At 59.2% G+C, this 24,435-nt stretch carries 27 protein-coding genes; 18 read left to right on the top strand and 9 right to left on the bottom strand.

Translation table 11 applies throughout. The features are described 5' to 3' along the window. Positions 1 to 2: 2 nt before the first annotated feature. From typA to ppa, 3 genes are all read left to right on the top strand, one after another. Positions 3 to 1,823, top strand: coding sequence for a translational GTPase TypA (gene typA, locus ACQZ63_RS20280; RefSeq protein ID WP_003516684.1), 1,821 nt, complete (start codon positions 3 to 5; stop codon positions 1,821 to 1,823). A 215-nt stretch (positions 1,824 to 2,038) separates the two neighbouring features. Next, a complete protein-coding gene (locus tag ACQZ63_RS20275; protein ID WP_065659937.1) occupies positions 2,039 to 2,545 on the top strand; it encodes a GNAT family N-acetyltransferase in 507 nt (168 codons plus the stop codon). A 169-nt stretch (positions 2,546 to 2,714) separates the two neighbouring features. Then, positions 2,715 to 3,248, top strand: coding sequence for an inorganic diphosphatase (gene ppa / locus ACQZ63_RS20270; RefSeq protein WP_003516686.1), 534 nt, complete (start codon positions 2,715 to 2,717; stop codon positions 3,246 to 3,248). 15 nt (positions 3,249 to 3,263) lie between these two features. On the opposite strand, the gene ACQZ63_RS20265 is transcribed toward ppa, so the two are convergent. Further along, positions 3,264 to 3,575, bottom strand: a complete 312-nt coding sequence (locus ACQZ63_RS20265) for a DUF167 domain-containing protein (RefSeq protein WP_113556156.1) — start codon at positions 3,573 to 3,575, stop codon at positions 3,264 to 3,266. Beyond that, entirely contained in the window at positions 3,572 to 3,862 is a 291-nt protein-coding gene (locus ACQZ63_RS20260) for a YggT family protein (RefSeq protein ID WP_003516688.1), read from the bottom strand. Before ACQZ63_RS20260 ends, ACQZ63_RS20265 begins: the two co-directional genes overlap by 4 nt. Positions 3,863 to 3,999: 137 nt before the next feature. Between ACQZ63_RS20260 and ACQZ63_RS20255 the strand changes: the two genes are divergently transcribed. Then, entirely contained in the window at positions 4,000 to 5,232 is a 1,233-nt protein-coding gene (locus ACQZ63_RS20255; RefSeq protein ID WP_003516689.1) for an MFS transporter, read from the top strand. 12 nt (positions 5,233 to 5,244) lie between these two features. Here ACQZ63_RS20255 and ACQZ63_RS20250 read toward each other — a convergent pair whose 3' ends face one another. The 6 genes from ACQZ63_RS20250 to hemC all read right to left on the bottom strand — a co-directional run bounded on the left by ACQZ63_RS20250 (position 5,245) and on the right by hemC (position 11,266). Then, the gene (locus ACQZ63_RS20250; RefSeq protein WP_003516697.1) at positions 5,245 to 5,976 is read right to left on the bottom strand and encodes a glutamine amidotransferase; all 732 of its coding nucleotides are present in this window, start codon (positions 5,974 to 5,976) and stop codon (positions 5,245 to 5,247) included. Then, the gene (locus tag ACQZ63_RS20245; RefSeq protein ID WP_003516699.1) at positions 5,966 to 6,454 is read right to left on the bottom strand and encodes a tellurite resistance TerB family protein; all 489 of its coding nucleotides are present in this window, start codon (positions 6,452 to 6,454) and stop codon (positions 5,966 to 5,968) included. Before ACQZ63_RS20245 ends, ACQZ63_RS20250 begins: the two co-directional genes overlap by 11 nt. A gap of 10 nt (positions 6,455 to 6,464) precedes the next feature. Next, positions 6,465 to 8,072, bottom strand: coding sequence for a heme biosynthesis protein HemY (locus ACQZ63_RS20240; RefSeq protein WP_113556157.1), 1,608 nt, complete (start codon positions 8,070 to 8,072; stop codon positions 6,465 to 6,467). Positions 8,073 to 8,075: 3 nt separating this feature from the next. Beyond that, positions 8,076 to 9,518: a COG4223 family protein gene (locus tag ACQZ63_RS20235; RefSeq protein ID WP_113556158.1), complete on the bottom strand. Its 1,443-nt coding sequence runs from the start codon at positions 9,516 to 9,518 to the stop codon at positions 8,076 to 8,078. Positions 9,519 to 9,591: 73 nt separating this feature from the next. Continuing rightward, positions 9,592 to 10,332, bottom strand: a complete 741-nt coding sequence (locus ACQZ63_RS20230) for a uroporphyrinogen-III synthase (protein WP_111803897.1) — start codon at positions 10,330 to 10,332, stop codon at positions 9,592 to 9,594. Between the two features lie 4 nt (positions 10,333 to 10,336). Next, positions 10,337 to 11,266, bottom strand: coding sequence for a hydroxymethylbilane synthase (gene hemC / locus ACQZ63_RS20225; RefSeq protein WP_111803898.1), 930 nt, complete (start codon positions 11,264 to 11,266; stop codon positions 10,337 to 10,339). 73 nt (positions 11,267 to 11,339) lie between these two features. Here hemC and tsaD point away from each other — a divergent pair, with 73 nt between their 5' ends. From tsaD to ACQZ63_RS20200, 5 genes are all read left to right on the top strand, one after another. Then, on the top strand, positions 11,340 to 12,437 hold the full coding sequence (tsaD, locus tag ACQZ63_RS20220; RefSeq protein ID WP_112153893.1) for a tRNA (adenosine(37)-N6)-threonylcarbamoyltransferase complex transferase subunit TsaD: 1,098 nt from the start codon (positions 11,340 to 11,342) through the stop codon (positions 12,435 to 12,437). Beyond that, positions 12,437 to 13,420, top strand: a complete 984-nt coding sequence (locus tag ACQZ63_RS20215; protein ID WP_112153892.1) for an NAD(P)H-dependent glycerol-3-phosphate dehydrogenase — start codon at positions 12,437 to 12,439, stop codon at positions 13,418 to 13,420. Before tsaD ends, ACQZ63_RS20215 begins: the two co-directional genes overlap by 1 nt. An 86-nt stretch (positions 13,421 to 13,506) precedes the next feature. Further along, the gene (locus ACQZ63_RS20210; protein WP_003516711.1) at positions 13,507 to 13,800 is read left to right on the top strand and encodes a YciI-like protein; all 294 of its coding nucleotides are present in this window, start codon (positions 13,507 to 13,509) and stop codon (positions 13,798 to 13,800) included. A 6-nt stretch (positions 13,801 to 13,806) separates the two neighbouring features. Continuing rightward, complete coding sequence (locus ACQZ63_RS20205; protein ID WP_003516712.1) at positions 13,807 to 14,250, top strand: EVE domain-containing protein; 444 nt, start codon at positions 13,807 to 13,809, stop codon at positions 14,248 to 14,250. 7 nt (positions 14,251 to 14,257) lie between these two features. Continuing rightward, a complete protein-coding gene (locus ACQZ63_RS20200; RefSeq protein WP_113556159.1) occupies positions 14,258 to 14,902 on the top strand; it encodes a class I SAM-dependent methyltransferase in 645 nt (214 codons plus the stop codon). 5 nt (positions 14,903 to 14,907) lie between these two features. Here the strand turns inward: ACQZ63_RS20200 and ACQZ63_RS20195 are convergent, their stop codons facing one another. After that, the gene (locus ACQZ63_RS20195) at positions 14,908 to 15,276 is read right to left on the bottom strand and encodes a hypothetical protein (protein WP_113556160.1); all 369 of its coding nucleotides are present in this window, start codon (positions 15,274 to 15,276) and stop codon (positions 14,908 to 14,910) included. Between the two features lie 306 nt (positions 15,277 to 15,582). Between ACQZ63_RS20195 and sdhC the strand changes: the two genes are divergently transcribed. From sdhC to sucD, 9 genes are all read left to right on the top strand, one after another. After that, a complete protein-coding gene (gene sdhC, locus ACQZ63_RS20190) occupies positions 15,583 to 15,975 on the top strand; it encodes a succinate dehydrogenase, cytochrome b556 subunit (RefSeq protein WP_013636889.1) in 393 nt (130 codons plus the stop codon). A 14-nt stretch (positions 15,976 to 15,989) separates the two neighbouring features. Continuing rightward, positions 15,990 to 16,370 carry a succinate dehydrogenase, hydrophobic membrane anchor protein gene (sdhD, locus tag ACQZ63_RS20185; RefSeq protein WP_003516716.1) on the top strand — a complete coding sequence of 127 codons (381 nt, stop codon included), beginning with the start codon at positions 15,990 to 15,992 and terminating at the stop codon, positions 16,368 to 16,370. A 7-nt stretch (positions 16,371 to 16,377) separates the two neighbouring features. After that, complete coding sequence (gene sdhA, locus ACQZ63_RS20180; RefSeq protein WP_013636888.1) at positions 16,378 to 18,219, top strand: succinate dehydrogenase flavoprotein subunit; 1,842 nt, start codon at positions 16,378 to 16,380, stop codon at positions 18,217 to 18,219. Between the two features lie 15 nt (positions 18,220 to 18,234). After that, the gene (locus tag ACQZ63_RS20175) at positions 18,235 to 19,014 is read left to right on the top strand and encodes a succinate dehydrogenase iron-sulfur subunit (RefSeq protein WP_003516718.1); all 780 of its coding nucleotides are present in this window, start codon (positions 18,235 to 18,237) and stop codon (positions 19,012 to 19,014) included. Between the two features lie 205 nt (positions 19,015 to 19,219). Further along, positions 19,220 to 19,762 carry a protease inhibitor Inh/omp19 family protein gene (locus ACQZ63_RS20170; protein ID WP_003516719.1) on the top strand — a complete coding sequence of 181 codons (543 nt, stop codon included), beginning with the start codon at positions 19,220 to 19,222 and terminating at the stop codon, positions 19,760 to 19,762. An 87-nt stretch (positions 19,763 to 19,849) separates the two neighbouring features. Continuing rightward, positions 19,850 to 21,013, top strand: coding sequence for a cell division protein ZapE (zapE, locus tag ACQZ63_RS20165; protein WP_013636887.1), 1,164 nt, complete (start codon positions 19,850 to 19,852; stop codon positions 21,011 to 21,013). 176 nt (positions 21,014 to 21,189) lie between these two features. Next, positions 21,190 to 22,152, top strand: a complete 963-nt coding sequence (mdh, locus tag ACQZ63_RS20160; protein WP_003516723.1) for a malate dehydrogenase — start codon at positions 21,190 to 21,192, stop codon at positions 22,150 to 22,152. A 131-nt stretch (positions 22,153 to 22,283) separates the two neighbouring features. After that, on the top strand, positions 22,284 to 23,477 hold the full coding sequence (gene sucC / locus ACQZ63_RS20155) for an ADP-forming succinate--CoA ligase subunit beta (RefSeq protein WP_003516725.1): 1,194 nt from the start codon (positions 22,284 to 22,286) through the stop codon (positions 23,475 to 23,477). Between the two features lie 17 nt (positions 23,478 to 23,494). Beyond that, positions 23,495 to 24,397 (top strand): succinate--CoA ligase subunit alpha, encoded by a 903-nt coding sequence (sucD, locus tag ACQZ63_RS20150; protein WP_003516727.1) that lies wholly within the window; start codon positions 23,495 to 23,497, stop codon positions 24,395 to 24,397. Positions 24,398 to 24,435 lie beyond the last annotated feature (38 nt).

Here is a 24,435-nt window from a genome sequence, read left to right as displayed (position 1 = left end):
CAATGGCAATTCGCAACATCGCGATTATCGCGCACGTTGACCATGGAAAAACGACGCTCGTTGACGAGCTTCTGAAGCAGTCCGGCTCGTTCCGCGACAACCAGCGCGTTGCGGAACGCGTGATGGATAGCAACGATCTCGAAAAGGAACGCGGCATCACCATTCTTGCCAAGGCGACTTCGGTGGAGTGGAAGGGTGTTCGCATCAACATCGTCGACACCCCCGGCCACGCCGATTTCGGCGGCGAAGTTGAGCGTATCCTGTCGATGGTGGATGGCGCGATCGTTCTGGTCGATAGTTCCGAAGGCCCGATGCCGCAGACGAAGTTCGTCGTCAGCAAGGCGCTGAAGGTTGGTCTTCGCCCGATCGTCGCGATCAACAAGATCGACCGTCCGGATGGCCGCCATGAAGAGGTCATCAACGAAGTTTTCGACCTTTTCGCAAACCTCGATGCTACCGACGAGCAGCTCGACTTCCCGATCCTTTACGGTTCCGGCCGTGACGGCTGGATGAACGTCAACCCAGAAGGTCCGAAGGATCAGGGTCTTGCACCGTTGCTCGATCTGGTTCTCGAGCATGTTCCGGAGCCTACGGTTGAAGAAGGTCCGTTCCGTCTGATCGGTACGATCCTCGAAGCCAACCCCTTCCTCGGCCGTATCATCACCGGCCGTATTGCTTCCGGTTCGATCAAGCCAAACCAGGCCGTGAAGGTACTTGGCCAGGACGGCAAGACGATCGAAACCGGTCGTATTTCCAAGATCCTCGCATTCCGCGGCATTGAGCGCACATCCATCGATGAGGCCCATGCGGGTGACATCGTCGCCATCGCTGGTCTTTCCAAGGGCACTGTTGCCGATACCTTCTGTGACCCTTCCGTCACCGAGGCGATGACCGCGCAGCCGATCGATCCGCCGACCGTTACCATGTCCTTCATCGTCAACGACAGCCCGCTTGCCGGCACCGAAGGCGACAAGGTCACGAGCCGCGTCATCCGCGACCGTCTGTTCAAGGAAGCCGAAGGCAACGTCGCGCTGAAGATTGAAGAGGCTGAAGGCAAGGATTCGTTCTTCGTTTCCGGCCGTGGCGAATTGCAGCTGGCAGTTCTCATCGAAACGATGCGTCGCGAAGGCTTCGAGCTTGCAGTTTCGCGTCCGCGCGTTGTCATGCACAAGGATGAGAACGGCGCCATGATGGAGCCGATCGAAGAAGTTGTGATCGACGTCGATGAAGAGCACTCCGGCGTCGTCGTTCAGAAGATGTCCGAGCGCAAGGCTGAAATGGCTGAGCTCCGCCCCTCCGGCGGTAATCGCGTTCGTCTGAAGTTCTACGCTCCGACCCGCGGCCTGATCGGCTACCAGTCGGAACTTTTGACCGACACGCGCGGCACGGCGATCATGAACCGTCTGTTCCACGACTATCAGCCGTACAAGGGTGCGATTGCTGGTCGCGTTAACGGCGTTCTTTTGTCGAACGGTTCGGGCGAAGCTGTCGCCTACGCCATGTTCAACCTGGAAGATCGTGGCCCGATGATCATCGAGCCGGGTGAGAAGGTTTATGCCGGCATGATTATCGGCATTCACTCGCGCGATAACGATCTCGAAGTGAACGTGCTGAAGGGCAAGCAGCTGACCAACATCCGCGCCGCCGGCAAGGATGAAGCCGTAAAGCTGACGCCGCCGATCCGCATGACGCTCGACCGCGCGCTTTCCTGGATCCAGGACGACGAGCTGATGGAAGTGACGCCGAAGTCCATCCGTCTGCGCAAGATGTTCCTCGACGCCAACGATCGCAAGCGTTTCGAAAAGGCGAAGCTCGCAGTTTGATTGCGGTTTCCCGTAAAGAATTTGAAAAAACCCGGCCGCGAGCCGGGTTTTTTTATGCGCATGTTTTATTTGTGCATGAGTCGAAAGACCCTTGTGTCAAAGGTTAAGGATGCGTTAATTTTTCTCGGTCGTCCACATGAATAGGCTGTGGGTAAGCTTGCTGTCGTTAACCTTTATGGCTGGCAAGTTTTCATGGTCGGGGCCAGAATCGCGTTATGAAAACGTTATCCATAGATGTTCGCCGAGCCGAACCGCAAGATGCGCGCGCAATAGCCGAAGCGCACCGTCTGTCATGGCAACAGGCCTATGCCGGGCTGATCCCGCACCGACCGCTGACGCAGATGCTGGAGCGCCGCGGCGAAATCTGGTGGAAGAAGGCGACCCGGGGTTCCGCAACCATGCTGGTGGTGGAAGTGAAGGGCGTGGTTGCCGGATATGCCACGCTGGGCTTAAGCCGTGCGCGTGGGCTGCCGCATGACGGCGAGATCTACGAGCTTTATCTGCGGCCGGAATATCAGGGCATCGGTCTTGGCTCGCTGCTGTTCACGGAAGCTCGCCGGCTGCTGACCTCGCTCGGCTGCAATGGCGTTGTGGTCTGGTGCCTCGAAGATAGCGAGGTCGCCAATCGGTTTTTCCGTTCGCATGGCGGCCGGGACATCGCCGAGGGCATGGAAGATTTCGGCGGCAAGTCGCTGCGCAAGATCGGTTTCGTCTGGAACTAAGTACGCAGCCGGGTGATTTCACGCCGGTTTCATTTTTTCCGGTCGGCCATTCACAATCCCGATGCCCTCAAATTCGGCATTCTGCCTTATCCGCCTAAAGCCATGTTGCAATACGGCGACTTTCCCAGTATCGAAAACCAAATCCAACCCCGTCGAATGAGGGAAGCGAATGCGTATCGATGCAATTTCCATTGGCAAGAATCCGCCGGAAGACGTGAATGTTATTGTCGAGGTGCCGGTTGGCGGCCAGCCGATCAAGTACGAGATGGACAAGGACGCCGGTGCGCTGATCGTCGATCGCTTCCTCTACACGCCGATGACCTATCCGGGTAACTATGGCTTCGTGCCGCACACGCTTTCCGACGATGGCGACCCGATCGACGTTCTTATCTGCAATACCCGCCCGCTGGTTCCCGGCTGCGTGATCAATGTGCGCCCCATCGGCGTCATGATCATGGAAGACGACGGCGGCAAGGACGAGAAGATCCTCGCCGTTCCGGTTCCGAAGCTGACGCGCCGTTACGACAAGGTCCACAACTACACCGACCTGCCGGAAATCACGCTGAAGCAGATCGAGCACTTCTTCGAGCACTACAAGGATCTGGAGCCCGGCAAGTGGGTGAAGATGGGCGGTTGGCAGGATGTCGACGTTGCCAAGAAGCTGATCGTCGAAGCCATCGAGCGCTACAAGACGCAGGGCTGATTTCAGCCCGTTGCCTTAGACTTCCAGCTTTCTAAAAAGCTTTTCGAAATCCTCCGGGTCGGTATCGATCCGGAGGATTTTTTTACGCGCTGTTTCACCTGAAATGAAGGTGATGGACGATTTGGGCAGGCCGAATTTTTTCGCCAGCAAAATGACCAGGGCCTTGTTCGCCTTGCCGCCTTCAGGCACTGCGCTGACGCGAGCCTTCAGATGGGCATTTCCGTCAGCATCCTGCTCCACGCCGTCAATGGCGTCGCGTCCCCCGTTCGGGTTGAGGCGAACGGACAGGCGTATGTGATCGCCGTGTTTTTGCCAGAGGTCGCTCAAGCGACCATGGGATAGAGCGTATTCCACATGAAGGAGCGGATGAAGAAGATGATCAGCAGAAGGATGATCGGCGAAATATCGATGCCGCCGAGATTAGGCAGAATGCTACGGATTGGGCGCAGAACCGGCTCGGTGACGTTGACCAGAAAGCTGCCGATGGCATTCACGAACTGGTTGCGGGAGTTGATGACGTTGAAGGCGTAAAGCCAGGAAAAAATGGCGCTGGCGATCAGCACCCACGTATAGAGGTTCAAAGCCAGATCGATGGTCTGAAACAGGGCAAGCATCAATATCTCCGTATCTTGATTGCAAGACATTTAGACATTCGCTCGTGAACCGGCAAGTGTTGCGCCTATAGGGCTGGCGATTCTTGTCGTATCGCTCTATTGCAGACTTCTCATATTGTCTCGAGAGCACCCAACCGATGTCCCTGCCTTCTGCCGAAAACCGCTTCGGTGCATTCCGGCATAGTTCTTATCGCCGTTTTTTCAGCGCCCGGTTTTTTTCGGCCTTCGCAATCCAGATCGTCAGCGTTTCCGTGGGCTGGCAGATGTATGAGGTCACCGGCAATGCCTTTTATCTCGGCTTGATCGGTCTTTTCCAGTTTCTGCCATCGCTGCTTTTGATCCTTGTCACTGGAACGGTGGCGGACAGGCACAATCGCCGGCGCATTATGGCCGTATGCCTTCTGATCGCGGCCGGTTGCGCGGCGGCTCTGCTTGGCCTGACGCTGGCACACAGCTTTTCTCCCTGGCCGGTCTTTGCCATTCTCGTCGTGTTCGGCATAGAGCGGGCTTTCATGGGGCCGGCGGTGCAATCGCTGGCTCCCAATCTTGTGCCTGTCGAGGATTTGCCGAACGCCATCGCCTGGAACTCCTCTTCGTGGCAGATGGCGTCCATTCTTGGCCCTGTCGCCGGTGGCCTGCTTTATGGTCTCGGCGCTTCCGTGGCCTATAGCGTGGCGCTCGTGCTGTTCATCGTGTCCGCTATGCTGGCGGTGACGATCCGCAAACCGGAGCAACGGGGTCCGGCGAAAGCGATCAGCCTCGAGACCATGCTGGCCGGGTTCAAATTCATCTCGCAGGAAAAAGTGGTTCTCGGCGCCATCTCGCTCGATCTTTTTGCCGTGTTGCTCGGCGGCGCTGTCGCCCTGATGCCGATTTTCGCCAAGGAAGTGCTGACGCTCGGGCCTTGGGGGCTTGGGCTTCTGCGCGCGGCACCCGGTATCGGCGCCATAACCGTCGCGGTCATTCTGGCGTTCAGGCCCATCCGCCACCATGCCGGCCTGCTGATGTTCGTCGGTGTCGGGTTTTTCGGCATTTCCACCGTGGTGTTCGGACTTTCTCAAACCGCATGGGTGTCCATTGCCGCTTTGGTAGTCATGGGCGCATCGGACATGGTGTCGGTTTATGTGCGGGAAACGTTGATTGCGCTCTGGACGCCGGATGAGGTGCGCGGGCGCGTGAATGCGGTGAACATGGTGTTTGTCGGGGCGTCCAACGAGCTGGGTGAGTTCCGCGCCGGCACCATGGCCCATGTCGTCGGGGCCGTGCCAGCAGTCGTCATCGGCGGGGCGGGCACGCTTGCGGTTGCGGTCATCTGGGCACTCGGCTTTTCGAAGCTGCGCAGGATCGATAATCTCGACGCACCACGCTGAAGCTGACGCGCCTCAGCGTTGCGGTTTGCCTTCGAAAACCAGATCAAGGAAATTGCCAAGCCAGGACCGGAGCGGTGTGTCGAACAACATGCGCCCCTCCAGATGCTGGCTGCCGACCTGTGCATTGGGCATGCCGAAACGCTGTGCTCCACGCACCACCCAGCTGTGCATCATCGCGCGGGTCAGTTCTGCGTGAAACTGAAGGCCCCAGGCGTTTTTTCCGTATCGATAAGCTTGGTTGGGATAGGTTTCGCCCGATGCCAGAAGCTCAGCTCCCCGCGGCAAATCGAACCCTTCGCGGTGGAAATGATAGACCATCTTCGGCCAATGCGGCATCAGCAATCGCCCGTGTTCGGTCGCATGAAGCGGATACCAGCCGATTTCCACCTTGCCTTCACGGTCGGCCTCTACCTTACCACCCAGATGTTTGGACAGCATTTGTGCGCCGAGGCAGATACCGAGAAATGGTTTGTTTTCCTTCAGCGGCACTTTCAGCCAGTCAATTTCGGCTTTGATATAGTCATGCGGGTCGTTGGCGCTCATCGGGCCGCCGAAGATGATGGCGCCCGCATGTTTCTCCAGCGTTTGCGGCAGATCGTCTCCAAGCGCGGGGCGCCTTATATCCAGCCGATAGCCTTTTTCCACCAGCATCTGGCCGACGCGGCCGGGCGTGGAACGTTCCTGATGCAGGATGACGAGCAGCGAAGGTTGTTTTCTCTGTTGCCTGGAGGGGTCAAACAGCATCGTCTTCGTTTTCGCTTTCTTCAGCGGGTCCGGACCTGGTGGCGGCCTGCTGACGTTGCAGAACCCTGTCGCGCACGGAAACACCGAGTAGATCGGCCACGCGCCAGATCACATGATCTTCCATCTCGCTTCGTTCGCCGTCAGCGTAAACAATATCCCAGAGGATGCCAATAAGCTCCACGCGCTGCTCTTCATCGAGATGGCGGCGGATATCGGTGGTGAAGCGATAATAGTCTACGGCTTCCTTGCCGGCCTCCTGGCCTGCGGCAAGAAGCGCGTCCAGCTTGCCGGCATCGAGATGATAATAGTCGTGGAGGATCTCACGAAGGCGATCACGCTCGCTTTTGGAGACCGTGCCGTCCGCTTCCATTACCTGAAAACAGAGGGCGGCCACCGCAACCCTCAGATCATCCGGGCTGAATTCATCCGCATGCTGGCCAACGAGGTTTTGAATAAACGACTGGATCTGGTTGAACATCGATAGCCTGTCAGAAGAGTTTTAGCCGGGTTTTGGGTTCGGCTTCCACGCCGGGTTTCTTGACGCCGGGATCATCCGGTGCACCACCGAAAAATGGCACTGGTTCTGTCTTCGCATCCGCTGGCCTGGCTTCCACCGGAACTTCATTTGTTGCCGGCTTTTTCTCCTTCGGGGCAGATAAGTCCGGCTTGACCTCGATGGGTGCGGGTTTCGTCACAACAATGGGCTGAGGTGCCACTTCAACAACGATCGGGGTCGGAGCCTGTTCGGTCCTTGCCGGTGCTGCTGCAATCGCATTTTCGATTGTCAGGTCTTCGACAGGTCCTTCAAGCTGGCCAAAAGGCGCCTTCCACTCGAAGGCGTCGAGACGGCCTGTCACGGGCGAAACCGGAAGCCATTTTTCCGAAGTGACACCATCTGCCACCCAGACGGGATCACGAGGTGCGCGCAGCGCCTGCGCCATCCAGTAACGCACCCGCCCCTGATCGCCGGTTTCGGCTTCCTCGATGTCGGCCATCAGCAGGAAGATGCTTTCGCGCGGCTCGATCCGGGCGGCGGCTTCCGCTTTGGCACGCGCCTTGGCAAATTCCTTGGCGTCGAGAGCTGCCTGCGCCACGGCAAACAGGGATTCGATGTTGTTGGGTTTCAGGCTCTCAAGCCGTTCGGCACGTTTAAGGCGATCGATGGCCGTATCGCCGCTGCGCGCCCGAACATAGAGATCGGCGATCTGCGAGTGGGGATCGTTCTTCCATACCGGTTCCAGAACCGCTGCGGCCTTGCGCAGATTGTCTTCGCGCAGATAGGATTTTGCTGCGATCAATGCTGCGGGCACAAGGCTTTTTGCAAGCTTCAGGGCTTGTTTTGCGTCTTCGCGCGCGCCCACCGGGTCGCTCTCCAGTTTTTCACCGGCCTTTGCGGTAAGAAGCACAGCTTTCAGCCGCTCAGCCTCGCCGCGTTGGATGACGCCTGCTGCTTTTTGCTGGTCGAGCAGGCGGATTGCGTCATCCCACTCGCCGTTGCGGCAGCGGGTTTCCAGCGTCGCCTGTGCTGCCCAGGGCAGGTAAGGGGCTTTTTCGGCTGCGTCCTCGGCATATTGCTGGGCTGCTTCATGGGCTCCCTGTCGGCGCGCCTCGATATAAAGGCCGCGAAGGCCAAGTTCGCGGGTTTCAGGATCGCGGGCCATCGCCTCGAATTTGCGCCGCGCCTCGTCATATTTGCCTTCGATGAGGTCGGCCTGCGCATCGAGCAGGTGGATCAGCGGCTCCTGATCAGCACTGAGAAGCCCCTGCGTGCGGGCCGTCATCTTGCGGGCCAGAATGGCGTTGCCGGCGCCGGCGGCGATGAGGCCGGTAGAGAGCGCCTGATAACCACGGTCGCGTTTGCGGGCGCGAAAATAGCGTCGTGCCGCGTTCGGCGATGTCCATATGGCATTGACGACCCACCAGACCAGCATGACGGCCGCAACCAATGCCGCAACTATGGAGGCGGCGACCATCAGGCTCATTTCGATCAGCTGGCCCTGCCAGACGATTGAGAGGACACCGGGCCTATCCGCCAGCCAGGAGAAACCGAAACCGAGCGCCAGAACGATGAGGACGAAAGTCAGAATTCTGGTCATGCCTTACCCCTGCTTGCCGGTGCTGGTGATGGCGCGGTTTAACGTGCCTCCCACCAGGTTTTCGACCTCGATGAGCGCATCCAGAGATTTTTTATAGTCGGCGGATGCTGTCTTGGCGGCCTCGGGAAGCCCATTCCATTCAAGTGCCGCACCCTGCAGATCTCCGTTGCGCAACTTGTTTTCCATGCGCGCGATCATGGCGTCGGGGGTCTCGCCTTCGATGTTTCCGACGGGGCGGACCTTCACCAGCGAAAAGGCGCTTTCCGTCAGACGTTCCATGATGCCCTGATTGGGGTCGGGCCGATTGATCGCCGAGAGCATCGCATTCGCAACGTCGGGGAATTTCTGCATCAGCTCCGAGCGCGACGGCACGCCGGTTGCGGCGAAAGACTGCAAGGATGCGATTGCCGGATCGTCCGGGGTTACCTTGGACAATGTGTCGAGTTCAGTGAGGAACGGCCCACCGCGATCGATCGCGGCTTTCAGTGCGGCCGACGCAATGGCGCGGGCGACTTCTATATCGTCACGCGGTTCGTTGATCTTGGTTTCCGCGTCAGTCAGGCGGCGTGTCAGCTCCGCCGTTGCCGAGGCCTGCGCGGAACGCTCTGACGTGAGCGCCGATTCCAGCGCGGTTATTTTTTCCGAAAGTGCGTCCACCTGCGGGGCTTCGCCCTTTGCGCCCTCAAGAGCGGCGATGCGCTGTTCCAGCGCCGAGGTATCCCCTCCTGCTGCGGGAACATTGGCGAGCTGCTGACGCAGGCTCCCTAGCTCGGTTCTCAATGCGGCAATCTCATCGCTTCCGGTCTTGCTCACATTAAACGAGGGCAGAATGCCGGCATATTGCATGCTGCCGGCAGCTGCGAGCGCCACGAGGCCACCCACGATACCCGCCGCGATCACACCGGAGGTTGCCGCCTGTTTGCGCTCGGGGTGCTGTGGCGTGGATGGCTTGGCCGGTCCGGAGGATGACGCGCCTGTCGATGGCTTTGCACCAGTAGTCGCGCTTCCGGATGCTGCGGACGAGGATGTGGACGCAAAAGTCGCAGGCTTTGCGCCCGCCGCGGAAGCGGAAGCAGCGCTTGCGTCAGTCGCGCTGGTCACCGGTTTCGCTTCGGGTTTTGGCGAAGCTGTCTCGGGCTGTTTGTCGGCAGGTTTTTCCACCTGGGGCTTGCCGGTTGCCGGTTCCGCCTTGTGAACGTTCGGTGCAGGCTCCATGGGTGTTTTATGCGTCTGTTCCCAGACGGGAGCCGGGCTGGACGTTTCGGCTGCTTCTGGCTTGGGAGGAACGTTTGGCTGAGCTGCTGCCGGTGTCGTCTCGCCGGTCTTGTCATCAGTCTTCGCAGCATCCACGTCGGCGGAAATTGCTTTCACGTCTTTTGCGTCCAGGTCGATGGTGACCGGTTCGGCGTTGGACTTGGAGTGGCGTGGCGGCTTTCCCGATACCATGACAACCTCATTTCTGCCTGCAATAGTCTAAACCTAGTCAGTGACGGCGGCAAAGGAAAGAGGCGAGCCTGAATTAGGTTCCAGACTTTCGGTGGAGAAGTTCAAACATGGCTGCCTCGTTTGCCCCTTCGGCGGCTGCGGCGTTCGCGCGGAAGATTTCCGGAACCAGTGAAAGCACATTGCGGCTGATGCAGACGAATTGTGTGGTGGTCAGCGCCACCACATATTTTTCCGACGATGCGTGGCGGAAAAAGGCCCGTGCGGCTTCCGACGAATAGAGCAGGACCACATCGGCAGCTGTCTTCACAAGCGCTGTCTCGAGCATATCGTCTGAAAGGTCTGACGGCTGCATTTCGTAACACTCGACGGTCCGGAAGGAAATTCCCGCAGCGGCAATGCCGTCCTCGAACACGGCGCCTCGCGGCGTGCCGGCAAGATAGAGCAATGGATCTGTGCTCTCCGTTAGGGGGCGATGCTCCGAGACAAGCCCCGCGAGAGCCACCGCATCGCCAGATCCGGTGAGGATGTTTTGGAAGCCGATTTCCCTCGCCGCTTCCGCCGTCGCCTCACCGACGGCGAAAAGCGGTTTCGAAAGATGGGGCGCAAGTCGGTGGCGGAAATCTCTAAGCGCCCGCAAGGCCTCGGCGCTGGTCACGGCGATGGTCGAGAGCGGCTCCGATAGCGCTGATATGGCGCGCTCGCCGTGGTGGACGGGATGAAACAGCGGAAGAAGCACCGGCTCGTGACCGAGGGCTTCAAGCTTTGCGGCCGTCTTTTCGCCCGAACGAAGCGGCCGGGTGACGACGATCCGCATCGGCTCAGCTCCAGCCGTCGAAGAAGTTGCTGCCTGCCCTGGCGCGCACGTCTTCACCGGCCTTTCGACCCAAGTCCTCGGCATCCTTGCGAGCACCGGAAATCTCGACGCTGTGGCTCGTCTGTCCATCCGGTGTGAGGATCAGGCCGGAGAAATGAAGTTCCTCGCCGTGGCAGGTAGCAAAGCCTGCAATCGGGGTGCGACAGGAACCATCGAGGGCGGCCAGAAAGGCGCGCTCGCAGGTAACGGCATCGTAGGTGGGTATGTCGTTGATAGGTGAAAGCAACTCGTCCATGCGTGTGTCGCCAATACGGCTCTCGACGCAGATCGCGCCCTGCGCGGGGGCTGGTGGAAATTCCTTCGGGTCGAGAATGTCCGTCGGGACGTTCTCCATGCCCAGCCGTATCAGGCCGGCAAAGGCGAGAAGCGTGGCATCCGCCTGGCCTTCCTCCAGTTTGCGCAGGCGGGTTTCGACCTGGCCGCGAAAGATGATGACGCTCAGGTCCGGACGCAGGCGGCGGATCAGCGCTTGGCGGCGCAAGGATGCGGAGCCGACAACGGCGCCCTGCGGTAGTTCCAGAAGCTTCGGTGCGGTGCGACCAATGAAGGCGTCGCGCATATCCTCGCGCGGCAGGAAAGCGGAAAGATAAAGGCCCTTCGGCAAAACGGTCGGCATGTCCTTGGAGGAATGCACGGCAATATCGAGCTCGCCGGAAAGAAGCTGGCTCTCCAGTTCTTCCGTGAACAGACCCTTGCCGCCGATCTCCGACAAAGCGCGGTCGGTTATCCGGTCACCCTTGGTGGAAAGCACGACGATTTCGAACATATCTTCCGGCAGACCGTGTGCCGACATCAGCCGGTTACGGGTCTCGTAAGCCTGTGCGAGCGCCAGAGGGCTGCCGCGCGTGCCGATTCGGAAAGGTTTTGTTTGCATCCGCGTCTATCCATTGTTACCGGAGTTGTCTTAGACCAACTCAGCGCATGATCGCAATGAACGAACAGAATTGATGACCCCCTTTCTTCGTATCCTCGGCATAGAGACAAGCTGTGACGAAACCGCTGCATCCATTGTGGTTCGGCATGCGGACGGACGTGGCGAGATCGTGTCCGACGTCGTTTTGTCGCAGCTTGAGGAACACAGCGCCTATGGCGGCGTGGTGCCCGAAATTGCTGCCCGCGCCCATGTCGAGGCGCTGGACACGCTGGTGGAAGAAGCGCTGGAACAGGCGGGTGTCACCCTTGCGGACGTCGATGCCATCGCGGCCACGTCCGGTCCCGGTCTCATCGGCGGTCTGCTGGTGGGCCTGATGACCGGCAAGGCGATTGCGAAGGCTGCAGACAAGCCGCTTTACGCCATCAACCATCTCGAAGGCCATGCGCTGACGGCGCGTCTGACCGACGGTCTTTCCTTCCCCTATCTGATGCTGCTGGTCTCCGGCGGCCACACCCAGCTTGTGCTGGTTCGCGGTGTGGGTGAATACGAGCGCTGGGGTACGACCATTGATGACGCGCTTGGGGAAGCCTTCGACAAGACTGCTAAGCTTCTGGGATTGCCCTATCCCGGCGGGCCTGCGGTTGAAAAGGCAGCAGCGAAAGGCAACCCTGACCGTTTTGCACTACCGCGCCCGATGGTCGGCGAGACGAGACTCGATTTTTCCTTCTCCGGTCTGAAGACAGCGGTGCGGCAGGCGGCAACCGCGATCGCTCCGCTTTCGGATCAGGATATTGCCGATATCTGCGCCTCCTTCCAGAAGGCGGTGTCACGCACGCTCAAGGACCGTATCGGCCGTGGGCTTGCCCGCTTTAAGGAAGAGTTTCCGCATCTCGAGACGGAGCCCGCTTTGGTCGTGGCCGGCGGCGTTGCCGCCAATACGGAAATCCGCCAGACCCTGCAGGCGCTTTGTGAGGCGCACGGGTTCCGCTTTGTCGCACCGCCGCACCGGCTCTGCACCGACAATGCCGCGATGATTGCCTGGGCCGGGCTGGAGCGGATGGCATGCGGCCGGGAACCCGATGCGCTGGAGATCGCGCCGCGCTCGCGCTGGCCGCTTGATGGCAGCGCGGAGACATTGATCGGTTTCGGCAAAAGGGGAGCCAAGGCCTGATGCAGCGGGAGAAAATCGTCGTCATCGGCGCTGGCGCCTTCGGAACCGCGCTCGCCGTCGTCATCGCGCTGGAGAACCGGCATGACGTGACCCTGCTCGGCCGTGATGCGTCCCTGATGGCCGATCTTAGGGCTGATCGTATTCACGAGGCTGCCCTGCCGGGTGTAGATCTGCCGGACGCGCTGGAATTTTCCGTTGAGCCGGATGTGCTGGCCGATGCAGGCATCGTGTTGTTTGCCATGCCCTCTCAGGCCCATGCCGATGCGGCGCGCCATTACGGTCCTTATCTGGCTAATGATTGTATCATCGTTACCTGCGCCAAGGGCATCGACCGGGTGTCCGGCCGGCTGCTGACGGAACTTCTGGAGGCGGAACTGCCGCATCATCCAATCGCCGTTCTCTCCGGTCCGGGGTTTGCGGCCGATATCGCGCGCGGACTGCCGACGGCGATGGCGATAGCGGCGGAAGACGCTGTCATCGCCGAGCGGCTGGCGACCACGATTTCCGGCAGAACCTTCAGGCTTTATGCCTCGACCGACCGCACGGGCGTGCAGCTTGGCGGCGCGCTAAAGAATGTGCTCGCCATTGCCGCCGGCATCGTTGAAGGTGCGGGCCTCGGCGATTCCGCACGGGCGGCGTTGATCTCGCGGGGGCTTGCCGAGATGTCGCGTCTGGTCGTTGCCATGGGCGGCAAGGCCGATACCGTGCGCGGTCTTTCCGGCCTTGGCGATCTCGTGCTGACCGCCACAAGCCACCAGTCGCGAAACCTGCGTTTCGGCATCGCGCTTGGCCGGGGCGAAGGCAAGGACATGTCCGGCGGGCTAGTGGAGGGCGCCTTTGCGGCAGCCGTTGCCGCCCGGCTCGGCGAACATCACGCTGTCGACATGCCGGTGACCGAGGCGGTTGCGGCCATCATCGACGGCAATCTGGACGTGGCGAGCGCCATGCAACAATTGATGACAAGGCCCATCACCACTGAATGAGTGTGGCCTTCGAATAGTTTTTACGCATGTCCTGGTCCCAAAACCGCTTACACTTTTGGGAGGCATGCGCCAGCGAGGAGACGAAAATGCTGTTTGCCTTTATCTGCAAAGACAAGCCCGGCCATCTGAACGTGCGCATGGACACGCGCCCGGCTCATCTGGAGCACCTGAACAAATTGAACGCCGAAGGCACGCTGAAGATTGCCGGACCGTTTCTGGATGCCGAAGGCAAGCCGAATGGCAGCCTTGTCATCGTGGAAGCTGCCGACATCGATGCGGCTAAGGCCCTTGCCGATGCCGATCCCTATGCAAAGGCCGGCCTGTTCGAAAGCGTGGATGTGAAGCCCTATAACTGGGTCTTCAACAATCCGGGGGCGTGACCGGCCATGGCGAATTACTGGCTTTACAAGTCTGAGCCGTTCAAATGGTCCTGGGAAATGCAGAAGGCCAAGGGCGAGGCTGGCGAAGAATGGACCGGCGTGCGCAATTATCAGGCCCGCAACAACATGCGCGCCATGAAAATCGGCGACAAGGGTTTTTTCTACCACTCGAATGAAGGGCTTGATGTCGTCGGCATCGTGGAGGTCTGCGCCCTTTCGCACCCGGATTCGACCGCAGAGGGCGATCTGAAGTGGGATTGCGTGGATATCCGCGCCGTTTGCGACATGCCGAAACCGGTTTCGCTGAAGGATGTGAAGGCCAATCCGAAACTCGAAAAGATGTCGCTGGTCACCTCCATGCGGCTTTCGGTGCAGCCGGTGACGGAAGAGGAATATCTCGAAGTCTGCCGCATGGGTGGCCTTTCCAATCCACCGAAATCTCCGGACTGAGCTTTCGGTGAGGACCGATCCCGAACGCTTCATTCTCGACAATACCGGCATCATGCATCCACCACATGTGCCGGAATTGCGCCTCCATCTTGCGACCGAAGCCCATGAGCTGTGGCTGAAGACGGAGGAGGAGCTGGAAAAGATCGGCCTGCCGCCGCCATTCTGGGCTTTCGCCTGGGCTGGTGGACAGGGACTTGCCCGCTACGTTCTCGATCATCCCGAAAGTGTCTCCGGCAAACGTGTGCTGGATTTCGCCAGCGGTTCCGGACTGGTCGCCATTGCCGCCGTAAAGGCGGGCGCCGCGGCTGTTGTCGCCGCCGATATCGATCCGTGGACGGAAACGGCCATTCGGCTGAATGCGGCTCTCAATGGTGTTGCCATCGATTTTACCGGCCGCAATCTGGTTGGGACGCCGGTTGAGGCGGATGTTCTGCTGGCGGGCGACGTGTTTTATGATCGCGCCTTTGCCGATCTCCTCCTGCCTTGGTTTCTGGAACTGGCGGATAGAGGCGTGACCGTACTCGTCGGCGATCCAGGGCGGGCCTACCTGCCCAAACAGCGCCTTTACGCCGAGGCAACCTATCAGGTGCCGGTGACGCGGGCTCTGGAAGACAGTGAAGTCAAAAAGACCACAGTCTGGCGTTTTGTCTGATTATATCAGGGCCTGATGATGCAGACGCCGTGCTGGTAATCGCAGGCGTCGCCTGTCGTTTCGGCGAGGACGTTGATGATTTTCGCCTTCGGTGCCAGCTGCGCGCCCATATTGACGGTTGCGCCTTGTCGCGAAAGCCCACCATTGATCGCGAAATAATTGCCGTTCCCGCGGACTCTCAGGGCGGATATTCCACCCACATAAGTGCCGCCGGAAAGGGTGGAGGGCAGTCCGTCCGTGGAGAAGCTCAACTGTGACTGACGATGCTGATAATGGTGGCGACTATAAAAATCACCTGCCACAGCAGGAGGCAGTGCCGTGAAAATAATGCCTGCAGTCATCACCGCCAGAGCTGCGATTCGACGCTGTAACATGAGCCTCATTCTCCGGATTTTTTCGGTTAACGAATAGTAAATTACATGATTTCGAAATTACGTAAAGGTAAATATTTTGAAGGCGTAAATCTTGGAAATGCTCGTTTTTTTATTTTCGAGCAAAAAAATTCCAAAAAAAATTCGTGAACCAATCGATTAAATTGGAATCGGTCATGAAATGTGCTTGTCGTGATGCTCCCATGTGATTAAACGTCGCGGTTGGTGCAATGCACATTCTTTCGTCATGTGCTGTTGCTTGGGGGCGCCCGATCTGACGGGTGCACGGGAAAACGCCGCGAGGTTCTGATGGCGAACGTGACAAATAACCGGCCTCTGTCGCCGCATCTTCAAATTTACAAGCCGATTCCGACGATGGTTGCATCCATCGTGCACCGCATCACGGGTGCGGCGCTTTATTTCGGAACGCTTCTTGTCGCCTGGTGGCTTATCGCACTTGCTTCCGGCCCTGCCTATTACGACTGGGTCAGCTGGGCAATGGGTACGATCATCGGCAAGCTTATCCTGATCGGATATACCTGGGCTCTCGTTCACCACATGCTGGGCGGCCTTCGCCACTTCATGTGGGATCTCGGCCATGGCTTCGAGAAGAACTTCAACACGAAACTCGCCAAGGCGACCTTTGTAGCGTCGATCTGTCTGACCGCGCTGATCTGGGTCATCGCCCTGATCGTGCGCTAAGGAGATAGCCTGTCATGGATATGCGTACACCTCTCGGAAAGGTTCGTGGCCTCGGCTCCGCCAAGGAAGGCACCGACCATTTCTGGCGCCAGCGCCTTACGGCCGTCGCCAACGTGCCCTTGCTGATCTTCTTCGTGGTCTTTCTCATCAAATATGCCGGCGCTCCCTATCCGGAAGTTGCGGCGGCGCTTTCCAACCCTCTCGTTGCGGTCATCATGGGTCTGGTGCTGGTTTCCGGCCTCATTCACATGAAGCTCGGCATGCAGGTCATCATCGAAGACTACGTGCACGGCGAGGTTTCGAAGCTCGTTCTTCTGATGCTCAATACGTTTTTCGCGGTTCTCATTGGCGGTCTTTGCATCTTCGCCATTCTGAAAATCGCATTCGCAGGATAAATCGGCCATGGCATCGATCAGTTCACCTTCCCAGAATGGCAAGGCTTACACCTACGTCGATCACTCCTATGACGTGATCGTGGTGGGCGCCGGCGGCGCGGGTCTGCGCGCAACGCTCGGCATGGCGGAACAGGGGTTCCGCACGGCCTGCATCACCAAGGTTTTCCCGACGCGCTCCCACACGGTCGCGGCGCAGGGCGGCATCGCCGCTTCTCTCACCAACATGACGCCCGACTGTTGGCAGTGGCACCTTTACGACACCGTAAAGGGCTCCGACTGGCTGGGCGACGTCGACGCGATGCAATATCTCGCCATGGAAGCGCCAAAGGCGGTCTATGAGCTGGAGCATTACGGCGTGCCCTTCTCGCGTAATGCCGAAGGCAAGATCTACCAGCGCCCGTTTGGCGGCCATATGCAGAACTACGGCGAAGGCCCGCCGGTGCAGCGCACCTGCGCCGCCGCCGACCGTACCGGCCACGCCATTCTGCACACGCTTTACGGCCAGTCGCTGCGCAACAATGCGGAATTCTTCATCGAATATTTCGCGCTCGACCTCATTATGGCGCCCGATGGCCGCTGCACCGGCGTCGTGGCGTGGAACCTCGATGACGGCACGATCCACCGCTTCTCCGCCAAGATGGTGGTGCTGGCGACCGGTGGTTACGGCCGCGCCTATTTCTCGGCGACCTCGGCTCATACCTGCACCGGCGACGGCGGCGGTATGATCGCACGTGCCGGCCTGCCGCTTCAGGATATGGAATTCGTTCAGTTCCACCCGACCGGCATTTACGGCGCTGGCTGCCTCATCACCGAAGGCGCGCGCGGCGAGGGCGGTTATCTCGTCAACTCCGAAGGCGAGCGCTTCATGGAGCGTTATGCTCCTTCGGCGAAGGACCTTGCTTCGCGTGACGTGGTGTCTCGCTGCATGACCATGGAAATCCGCGAGGGTCGTGGCGTCGGCAAGAACAAGGACCACATCTTCCTGCATCTCGATCACCTTGATCCGGCGATCCTGCACGAGCGTCTTCCGGGCATTTCCGAAAGTGCCAAGATTTTCGCCGGCGTTGACGTGACGCGCGAGCCGATCCCGGTCTTGCCGACCGTTCACTACAATATGGGCGGCATTCCGACCAACTATTGGGGCGAAGTGCTGAACGCCAACGCCGAGAACCCGGAACGCATCGCTCCCGGCCTGATGGCCGTTGGCGAAGCCGGTTGCGCCTCGGTTCACGGCGCGAACCGCCTCGGCTCCAACTCGCTGATCGACCTTGTGGTCTTCGGCCGCGCTGCCGCCATCCGTGCAGCCCAGGTCATCGACCGCGATGCGCCGGTTCCGGCTCTCGACACGGCTGCCTGCGACAAGATCATGGATCGCTTCGACAGCCTGCGTTATGCCAACGGCTCGACGCCGACGGCGGTGCTGCGTGACAAGATGCAGCGCGCCATGCAGGACGATGCCGCCGTATTCCGCACACAGGAATCGCTGGAAAGCGGTTGCCAGCGCATTTCCGCCATCTGGAAGGAACTGCCTGACGTCAAGGTTACCGACCGGTCGATGGTCTGGAACTCCGATCTGGTGGAAACGCTCGAGCTGCACAATCTGATGGCCAACGCGATCACCACGGTCTACGGCGCGGAAGCGCGCAAGGAAAGCCGCGGTTCGCATGCCCGCGAGGATTTCGTCGATGGTCCGTTCGGCGGTCGCGACGATGTGAACTGGCGCAAGCACACGCTTGCCTGGGTCAGCCCTGAAGGTGATGTCAAGCTCGACTACCGCCCTGTTCACACCGACCTGATCGCCGACGGCATCGATCCGAAAAAGATCGAGCCGAAGGCTCGCGTCTACTGATTTGAGGAACTGGATATGGTTGAACTCGCTCTCCCCAAGAATTCCCAGATCAGCGAAGGCAAAGTCTGGCCGAAGCCGGATGGTGCCAAGAACGTTCGCGAATACCGGATCTATCGCTGGAACCCGGATGATGGCCAGAACCCGCGCATCGATACCTATTATATCGATATCGACGATTGCGGGCCGATGGTTCTCGATGCGCTGCTGTACATCAAGAACAATATCGACCCGACGCTGACGCTGCGCCGCTCCTGCCGTGAAGGCATTTGCGGTTCCTGCGCTATGAACATCGACGGCACCAACACGCTCGCCTGCACCAAGGGCATGGAAGAGATCAAGGGAACGGTGAAGGTCTATCCGCTGCCGCATATGCCAGTGGTGAAGGACCTCGTTCCGGACCTGTCGAACTTCTACGCGCAGCACCGCTCCATCGAGCCGTGGCTGAAGACGGTTTCGCCGACGCCTGCCAAGGAATGGAAGCAGAGCCATGAGGACCGCCTGAAGCTAGACGGTCTCTACGAGTGCATTCTGTGCGCCTGCTGCTCCACTTCCTGTCCCAGCTACTGGTGGAACGGCGACCGTTACCTCGGCCCCGCCGTTCTGCTGCAGGCCTATCGCTGGCTGATCGACAGCCGCGACGAAGCGACCGGAGAACGTCTTGATGATCTCGAAGATCCGTTCCGTCTTTATCGCTGCCACACCATCATGAACTGCGCGCAGGCTTGCCCGAAGGGTCTCAACCCGGCCAAGGCGATCGCGGAAATCAAGAAGATGATGGTCGAGCGTCGCGTCTGAAGACGATTCGTTTGGACAGAAAATCTATCGGGCCGCGGTTTGGACCGCGGCCCTTTTTTACAACCGGGCGCGGGAAATTTCGGTAAAAATCGACCGAAATGGTAATTATCCCAGCCATCGCTTGCGCAAGATAAGGCTTTGGTAATAATTCAGCCTTCTTGTTTGATCATGGTCTTTCCGGAAGCGAGAGAATCGGGAGCTTGATATGCAATTCAGATATGTGGTGACGGGTCTTGCGGTTGTAATGAGCCTGGCCGGTTGCCAACGTACCTCCTACGATTACAACAACAACACCAGCAACAATCCCGGTTATACGCCGCCGTTGCAGGCACAGCCGGTTCCCTCCGTTCAGTCTGGCGCCCTGCCGCCACCCGGTGGTGCTTCCGGCAGTCAGTTCCCGTCGGCACCCGCTTCTGCGACGCCTGGCGGCACTGATATGGCATCGGCCGCTCCGCCGACAACGGCGCTTGATGTCACCAAGGAATCCATGGTTGGCAACTGGCGCGTTTCCAATGGCGGCGCCAATTGCGACATGTTCCTGACGCTTACCAATCTCGGCAGCGGTTCTCGTGGCGGCACGCGTGGCTGCTCCGGCGAACTCACGGCGATGGGGTCCTGGGAAGTGTCCGGCAAGATGGTCCTCTTCAAGAACCGTTCCGGCGATACGATCGGCCGCGTCTACAAGAGCGCCGATGCGCGTTTTGACGGCACGACGAATAGCGGCCAGCCGCTGAGCCTCAGCCGATAGAGCATCTCCGGTGCAGCCGGATCGCCTCGCCTGTTTCAAGCCATTCCATTCGTCGCGGGCGTCCGTCCGCGACCGGGGCGCTTTTCCATGAAGCCATTGCCTGACTACAACCATAGTGTCGTTGAACAGCTCAACGCATTGACGGCAGCTGGCACCTTGCAGGCGGATGCCGCGCAACGCGGCGTTGCGGCCCACCTCGACCGTATCCTTGCCGATTTGAAAGCGCGCAAACCCGCCAGGAAAAAAAGCGCACTCGGCTGGATGTTCGCTCGCAAGGCTGGCCCGGCCGCCTTCGTCAAGGGACTGTATGTCCATGGCAGCGTTGGCCGCGGCAAGACGATGCTGATGGACATGTTCTACGAGATGGCGCCCGTCTCTTCCAAACGGCGCTGCCATTTTCACGAATTCATGGCTGATGTCCATAATCGCGTGCACGCGCATCGGCAGAAGCTCAAGAATGGCGAAACCAAGCAGGCCGATCCCATTCCGCCAGTGGCAGCCCAGCTTCTGGCGGAAGCGGAGCTTCTTTGCTTCGATGAGTTCACCGTCACGGATATTGCCGATGCGATGATCCTCGCCCGGCTGTTCAGCGAGCTTTTTGCCAATGGCTGCACATTGGTAACAACGTCCAATGTTGTGCCCGACAATCTTTACAAGGACGGGCTTAATCGCGGCCTGTTTCTGCCGTTTGTCGATTTGCTGAAGAAGCATGTGGAAGTGGTGACGCTGGACAGCCCCACCGATTACCGCATGGAAAAGCTGGAAAGCCTGCCGGTCTATGTCACGCCACTCGACGGTGCGGCGGATCAGGCGATGGATATGGCATGGCGGCACATGACCGGCGGCCATCTTGTCGCGCCGACTGAAATACCGATGAAGGGCCGCTCCATTCTGGTGCCGCGCGCCAGCGGCCGTGTGGCCCGCTTTTCCTTCTCCGACCTTTGCGAAAAGCCGCTCGGCGCTTCTGATTTTCTCGCGATAGCCAATCGTTTCGATACAGTCTTCATTGACCACATCCCGTTTCTCAATGCCGACAAACGGAACGAAACCAAGCGTTTTATCATTCTCATAGACGCGCTGTACGATCACAGCGTCCGCCTCTTCGCCTCCGCTGCGGCCATGCCCGAAGACCTGCTCGGCAAGCGCAAGGGCACCGAAGGTTTCGAGTTCGATCGCACCGCCTCGCGCCTGTTTGAGATGCGCAGTGCAGATTATCTGGTGCTCCACCATGAAAAACGGCAGAAAGTTTGACACTTTCGTGACGCATTCTCTTACGTTTACGTAAGAAAATAATGATCTAAACGATTGAAAATATTCATGCCAAAAGAATCTGTTGCCAATTTTGGTCAATGGGGCTAATCGAAGTGCGACAATTTGGCTGCCGGTGGCGTGGTGAAATTGAATTGAAGCTCTAGAGGAAGCATTCGATGGCTCGCAAAAAGATTGCACTTATTGGTTCTGGCATGATCGGCGGCACGCTGGCGCATCTCGCCAGCCTGAAGGAACTGGGCGATATCGTCCTCTTCGATATTGCCGACGGCATCCCGCAGGGCAAAGGTCTGGATATTGCCCAGTCCGGACCGGTTGAAGGTTTCAATGCCAAGCTCACTGGCGCGTCCGACTACGCTGCCATCGAAGGCGCTGATGTCTGCATCGTCACCGCAGGCGTCGCCCGCAAGCCCGGCATGAGCCGCGACGATCTTCTCGGCATCAATCTCAAGGTCATGGAGCAGGTCGGCGCCGGCATCAAGAAATATGCCCCGAACGCTTTCGTCATCTGCATCACCAACCCGCTGGACGCCATGGTCTGGGCGCTGCAGAAGTTCTCCGGTCTTCCGAAGAACAAGGTCGTCGGCATGGCCGGCGTTCTCGACAGCGCTCGCTTCCGCCTGTTCCTCGCCGAAGAGTTCAACGTTTCGGTTCAGGACGTAACGGCATTCGTTCTCGGCGGCCACGGCGATACGATGGTGCCTTTGGCGCGTTACTCCACCGTTGGCGGCATTCCGCTGACCGATCTCGTCAAGATGGGCTGGCTCACCGCCGAGCGTCTCGAAGAGATCATCCAGCGCACCCGCGACGGCGGTGCGGAAATCGTCGGCCTGCTGAAGACCGGCTCGGCCTATTACGCGCCCGCCGCTTCGGCGATCGAAATGGCTGAATCCTACCTCAAGGACAAGAAGCGCGTTCTGCCTGCGGCTGCCCATCTGTCGGGCCAGTACGGCGTGGACGATATGTATGTCGGCGTGCCCACCATCATCGGCGCCGGTGGTATCGAGCGCATCATCGAGATCGAGCTGAACAAGGATGAAGAAGCCGCCTTCCAGAAGTCCGTCGGCGCTGTTGCCGGTCTTTGCGAAGCCTGCATCAACATCGCTCCGTCGCTGAAGTAATAGCCTGACGCATCGGCGCAAAACCGGATTGGATTTTTGCAAGGCACGATGCGTAGATTCAACAGCTTGAAGCGCCCTGCGTCAGATAAGGATGCAGGGCGCTTCAAGCGGCTCCAAACAGGGATTATTCCATGAATATTCACGAATATCAGGCCAAGGCTCTTCTGAAGGGCTATGGTGCGCCGGTCGCTGAAGGCGTCGCCATCCTCAAGGTCGAAGAAGCCGAAGCCGCCGCAAAGCAGCTTCCCGGCCCGCTCTACGTCGTCAAGAGCCAGATTCACGCCGGCGGCCGCGGCAAGGGCAAGTTCAAGGAACTCGGCCCCGACGCCAAGGGTGGCGTTCGTCTCGCAAAGACGATCGAAGAAGTCGTTTCCCACTCCAAGGATATGCTCGGCAACACGCTGGTAACGGCGCAGACGGGCGATGCCGGCAAGCAGGTCAACCGCCTTTACATCGAAGACGGCGCGGATATCGCTCGCGAGCTTTACTGCTCGCTGCTGGTCGATCGCTCGGTCGGTCGCGTTGCTTTCGTGGTTTCCACCGAAGGCGGCATGGATATCGAAGCTGTTGCCCACGACACGCCCGAGAAGATCCACACCATCGCCATCGACCCGGAAAAGGGTGTGAGCGACGCTGACGTTGCTGCGATCTCCAAGGCGCTCGAGCTTGAGGGTGTTGCTGCGGAAGACGCCAAGGCGCTGTTCCCGATCCTCTACAAGGCCTTCAACGAGAAGGACATGGCTCTCCTCGAGGTTAACCCGTTGATCGTCATGGAAAACGGTCATCTGCGCGTTCTCGACGCCAAGATGTCCTTCGACGGCAACGCGCTGTTCCGCCATGACGACGTCAAGGCGCTGCGCGACGAGACCGAAGAAGACGCCAAGGAAATCGAAGCCTCCAAGTGGGACCTCGCTTACGTTGCGCTCGATGGCAACATCGGCTGCATGGTCAATGGTGCCGGTCTCGCTATGGCGACGATGGACATCATCAAGCTTTACGGCAAGGAGCCGGCAAACTTCTGTGACGTCGGCGGCGGCGCCGGCAAGGAGAAGGTTGCTGCAGCTTTCAAGATCATCACTGCTGACCCGAAGGTCGAGGGTATCCTCGTCAACATCTTCGGCGGTATCATGAAGTGCGACGTCATCGCCGAAGGTGTTATCGCCGCGGTGAAGGAAGTCGGTTTGCAGGTTCCGCTCGTTGTTCGCCTCGAAGGCACCAACGTCGAACTTGGCAAGAAGCTCCTGAACGAATCGGGCCTTGCGATTACGGCTGCTGACGACCTGGACGACGCAGCCAAGAAGATCGTCGCGGCGATCAACGGCTAATTGAGGGACCGGAAATAATGTCTATTCTTGTTAATAAAGACACCAAGATCCTCGTTCAGGGTCTGACCGGCAAGACCGGTACCTTCCACACCGAACAGGCGCTTGCTTATTACGGCACGCAGATGGTCGGTGGTATTCACCCGAAGAAGGGTGGCGAAACCTGGACCGGCTCCAAGGGCGAAAGCCTGCCGATCTTCGCAACGGTTGCCGAAGCCAAGGAAAAGACCGGTGCAGACGCATCCGTGATCTATGTTCCGCCGGCAGGTGCAGCCGACGCCATCATCGAAGCCATCGAGGCTGAGATCCCCTTCATCACCTGCATCACCGAAGGTATTCCGGTGATGGACATGGTGCGCGTCAAGGCTCGCCTCGACCGTTCGAACTCGCGCCTGCTCGGCCCCAACTGCCCGGGCATCATGACGCCTGAAGAATGCAAGATCGGCATCATGCCGGGCTCGATCTTCCGCAAGGGTTCGGTCGGTATCGTTTCGCGCTCCGGCACGCTGACCTATGAAGCCGTATTCCAGACATCCAACGAAGGCCTCGGCCAGACGACGGCTGTCGGCATCGGCGGCGACCCGGTCAAGGGCACCGAGTTCATCGACGTGCTGGAAATGTTCCTGGCCGACGAAGCCACGCAGTCGATCATCATGATCGGCGAAATCGGCGGTTCGGCTGAAGAAGATGCGGCACAGTTCCTGATCGACGAAGCCAAGAAGGGCCGCAAGAAGCCGATGGCTGGCTTTATCGCGGGCCGTACGGCTCCGAAGGGCCGCACCATGGGCCACGCCGGCGCTGTCGTTTCCGGCGGCAAGGGCGATGCGGAATCGAAGATCGCGGCAATGGAAGCTGCAGGCATCAAGGTATCGCCTTCCCCGGCGCGCCTCGGCAAGACGCTGGTTGAAGTCCTCAAGGGCTGAGACCACATGAGACCGGTAACGGGCGGTGCGGCTCTAAC

The sequence above is a fragment of the Agrobacterium sp. CG160-95 genome (genome assembly GCF_053521725.1).
This window is presented reverse-complemented; position numbering and strand designations above follow the sequence as displayed.

What these genes read in the sequence shown, in the direction of transcription:
- ACQZ63_RS20215 (WP_112153892.1), top strand. Translation starts at nt 12,437, where the DNA reads ATGCAGCGGGAGAAAATCGTCGTCATCGGCGCTGGCGCCTTCGGAACC.
- mdh (WP_003516723.1), top strand. Translation starts at nt 21,190, where the DNA reads ATGGCTCGCAAAAAGATTGCACTTATTGGTTCTGGCATGATCGGCGGC.
- hemC (WP_111803898.1), bottom strand. Translation starts at nt 11,266, where the DNA reads ATGCAAACAAAACCTTTCCGAATCGGCACGCGCGGCAGCCCTCTGGCG.
- sdhA (WP_013636888.1), top strand. Translation starts at nt 16,378, where the DNA reads ATGGCATCGATCAGTTCACCTTCCCAGAATGGCAAGGCTTACACCTAC.
- ACQZ63_RS20240 (WP_113556157.1), bottom strand. Translation starts at nt 8,072, where the DNA reads ATGACCAGAATTCTGACTTTCGTCCTCATCGTTCTGGCGCTCGGTTTC.
- ACQZ63_RS20205 (WP_003516712.1), top strand. Translation starts at nt 13,807, where the DNA reads ATGGCGAATTACTGGCTTTACAAGTCTGAGCCGTTCAAATGGTCCTGG.
- ACQZ63_RS20210 (WP_003516711.1), top strand. Translation starts at nt 13,507, where the DNA reads ATGCTGTTTGCCTTTATCTGCAAAGACAAGCCCGGCCATCTGAACGTG.
- ACQZ63_RS20235 (WP_113556158.1), bottom strand. Translation starts at nt 9,518, where the DNA reads ATGGTATCGGGAAAGCCGCCACGCCACTCCAAGTCCAACGCCGAACCG.
- sdhC (WP_013636889.1), top strand. Translation starts at nt 15,583, where the DNA reads ATGGCGAACGTGACAAATAACCGGCCTCTGTCGCCGCATCTTCAAATT.
- ACQZ63_RS20245 (WP_003516699.1), bottom strand. Translation starts at nt 6,454, where the DNA reads ATGTTCAACCAGATCCAGTCGTTTATTCAAAACCTCGTTGGCCAGCAT.
- typA (WP_003516684.1), top strand. Translation starts at nt 3, where the DNA reads ATGGCAATTCGCAACATCGCGATTATCGCGCACGTTGACCATGGAAAA.
- ACQZ63_RS20260 (WP_003516688.1), bottom strand. Translation starts at nt 3,862, where the DNA reads ATGCTTGCCCTGTTTCAGACCATCGATCTGGCTTTGAACCTCTATACG.
- ACQZ63_RS20275 (WP_065659937.1), top strand. Translation starts at nt 2,039, where the DNA reads ATGAAAACGTTATCCATAGATGTTCGCCGAGCCGAACCGCAAGATGCG.
- ACQZ63_RS20250 (WP_003516697.1), bottom strand. Translation starts at nt 5,976, where the DNA reads ATGCTGTTTGACCCCTCCAGGCAACAGAGAAAACAACCTTCGCTGCTC.
- ACQZ63_RS20195 (WP_113556160.1), bottom strand. Translation starts at nt 15,276, where the DNA reads ATGTTACAGCGTCGAATCGCAGCTCTGGCGGTGATGACTGCAGGCATT.
- ppa (WP_003516686.1), top strand. Translation starts at nt 2,715, where the DNA reads ATGCGTATCGATGCAATTTCCATTGGCAAGAATCCGCCGGAAGACGTG.
- zapE (WP_013636887.1), top strand. Translation starts at nt 19,850, where the DNA reads ATGAAGCCATTGCCTGACTACAACCATAGTGTCGTTGAACAGCTCAAC.
- sdhD (WP_003516716.1), top strand. Translation starts at nt 15,990, where the DNA reads ATGGATATGCGTACACCTCTCGGAAAGGTTCGTGGCCTCGGCTCCGCC.
- sucC (WP_003516725.1), top strand. Translation starts at nt 22,284, where the DNA reads ATGAATATTCACGAATATCAGGCCAAGGCTCTTCTGAAGGGCTATGGT.
- ACQZ63_RS20255 (WP_003516689.1), top strand. Translation starts at nt 4,000, where the DNA reads ATGTCCCTGCCTTCTGCCGAAAACCGCTTCGGTGCATTCCGGCATAGT.
- ACQZ63_RS20170 (WP_003516719.1), top strand. Translation starts at nt 19,220, where the DNA reads ATGCAATTCAGATATGTGGTGACGGGTCTTGCGGTTGTAATGAGCCTG.
- ACQZ63_RS20230 (WP_111803897.1), bottom strand. Translation starts at nt 10,332, where the DNA reads ATGCGGATCGTCGTCACCCGGCCGCTTCGTTCGGGCGAAAAGACGGCC.
- tsaD (WP_112153893.1), top strand. Translation starts at nt 11,340, where the DNA reads ATGACCCCCTTTCTTCGTATCCTCGGCATAGAGACAAGCTGTGACGAA.
- ACQZ63_RS20175 (WP_003516718.1), top strand. Translation starts at nt 18,235, where the DNA reads ATGGTTGAACTCGCTCTCCCCAAGAATTCCCAGATCAGCGAAGGCAAA.
- sucD (WP_003516727.1), top strand. Translation starts at nt 23,495, where the DNA reads ATGTCTATTCTTGTTAATAAAGACACCAAGATCCTCGTTCAGGGTCTG.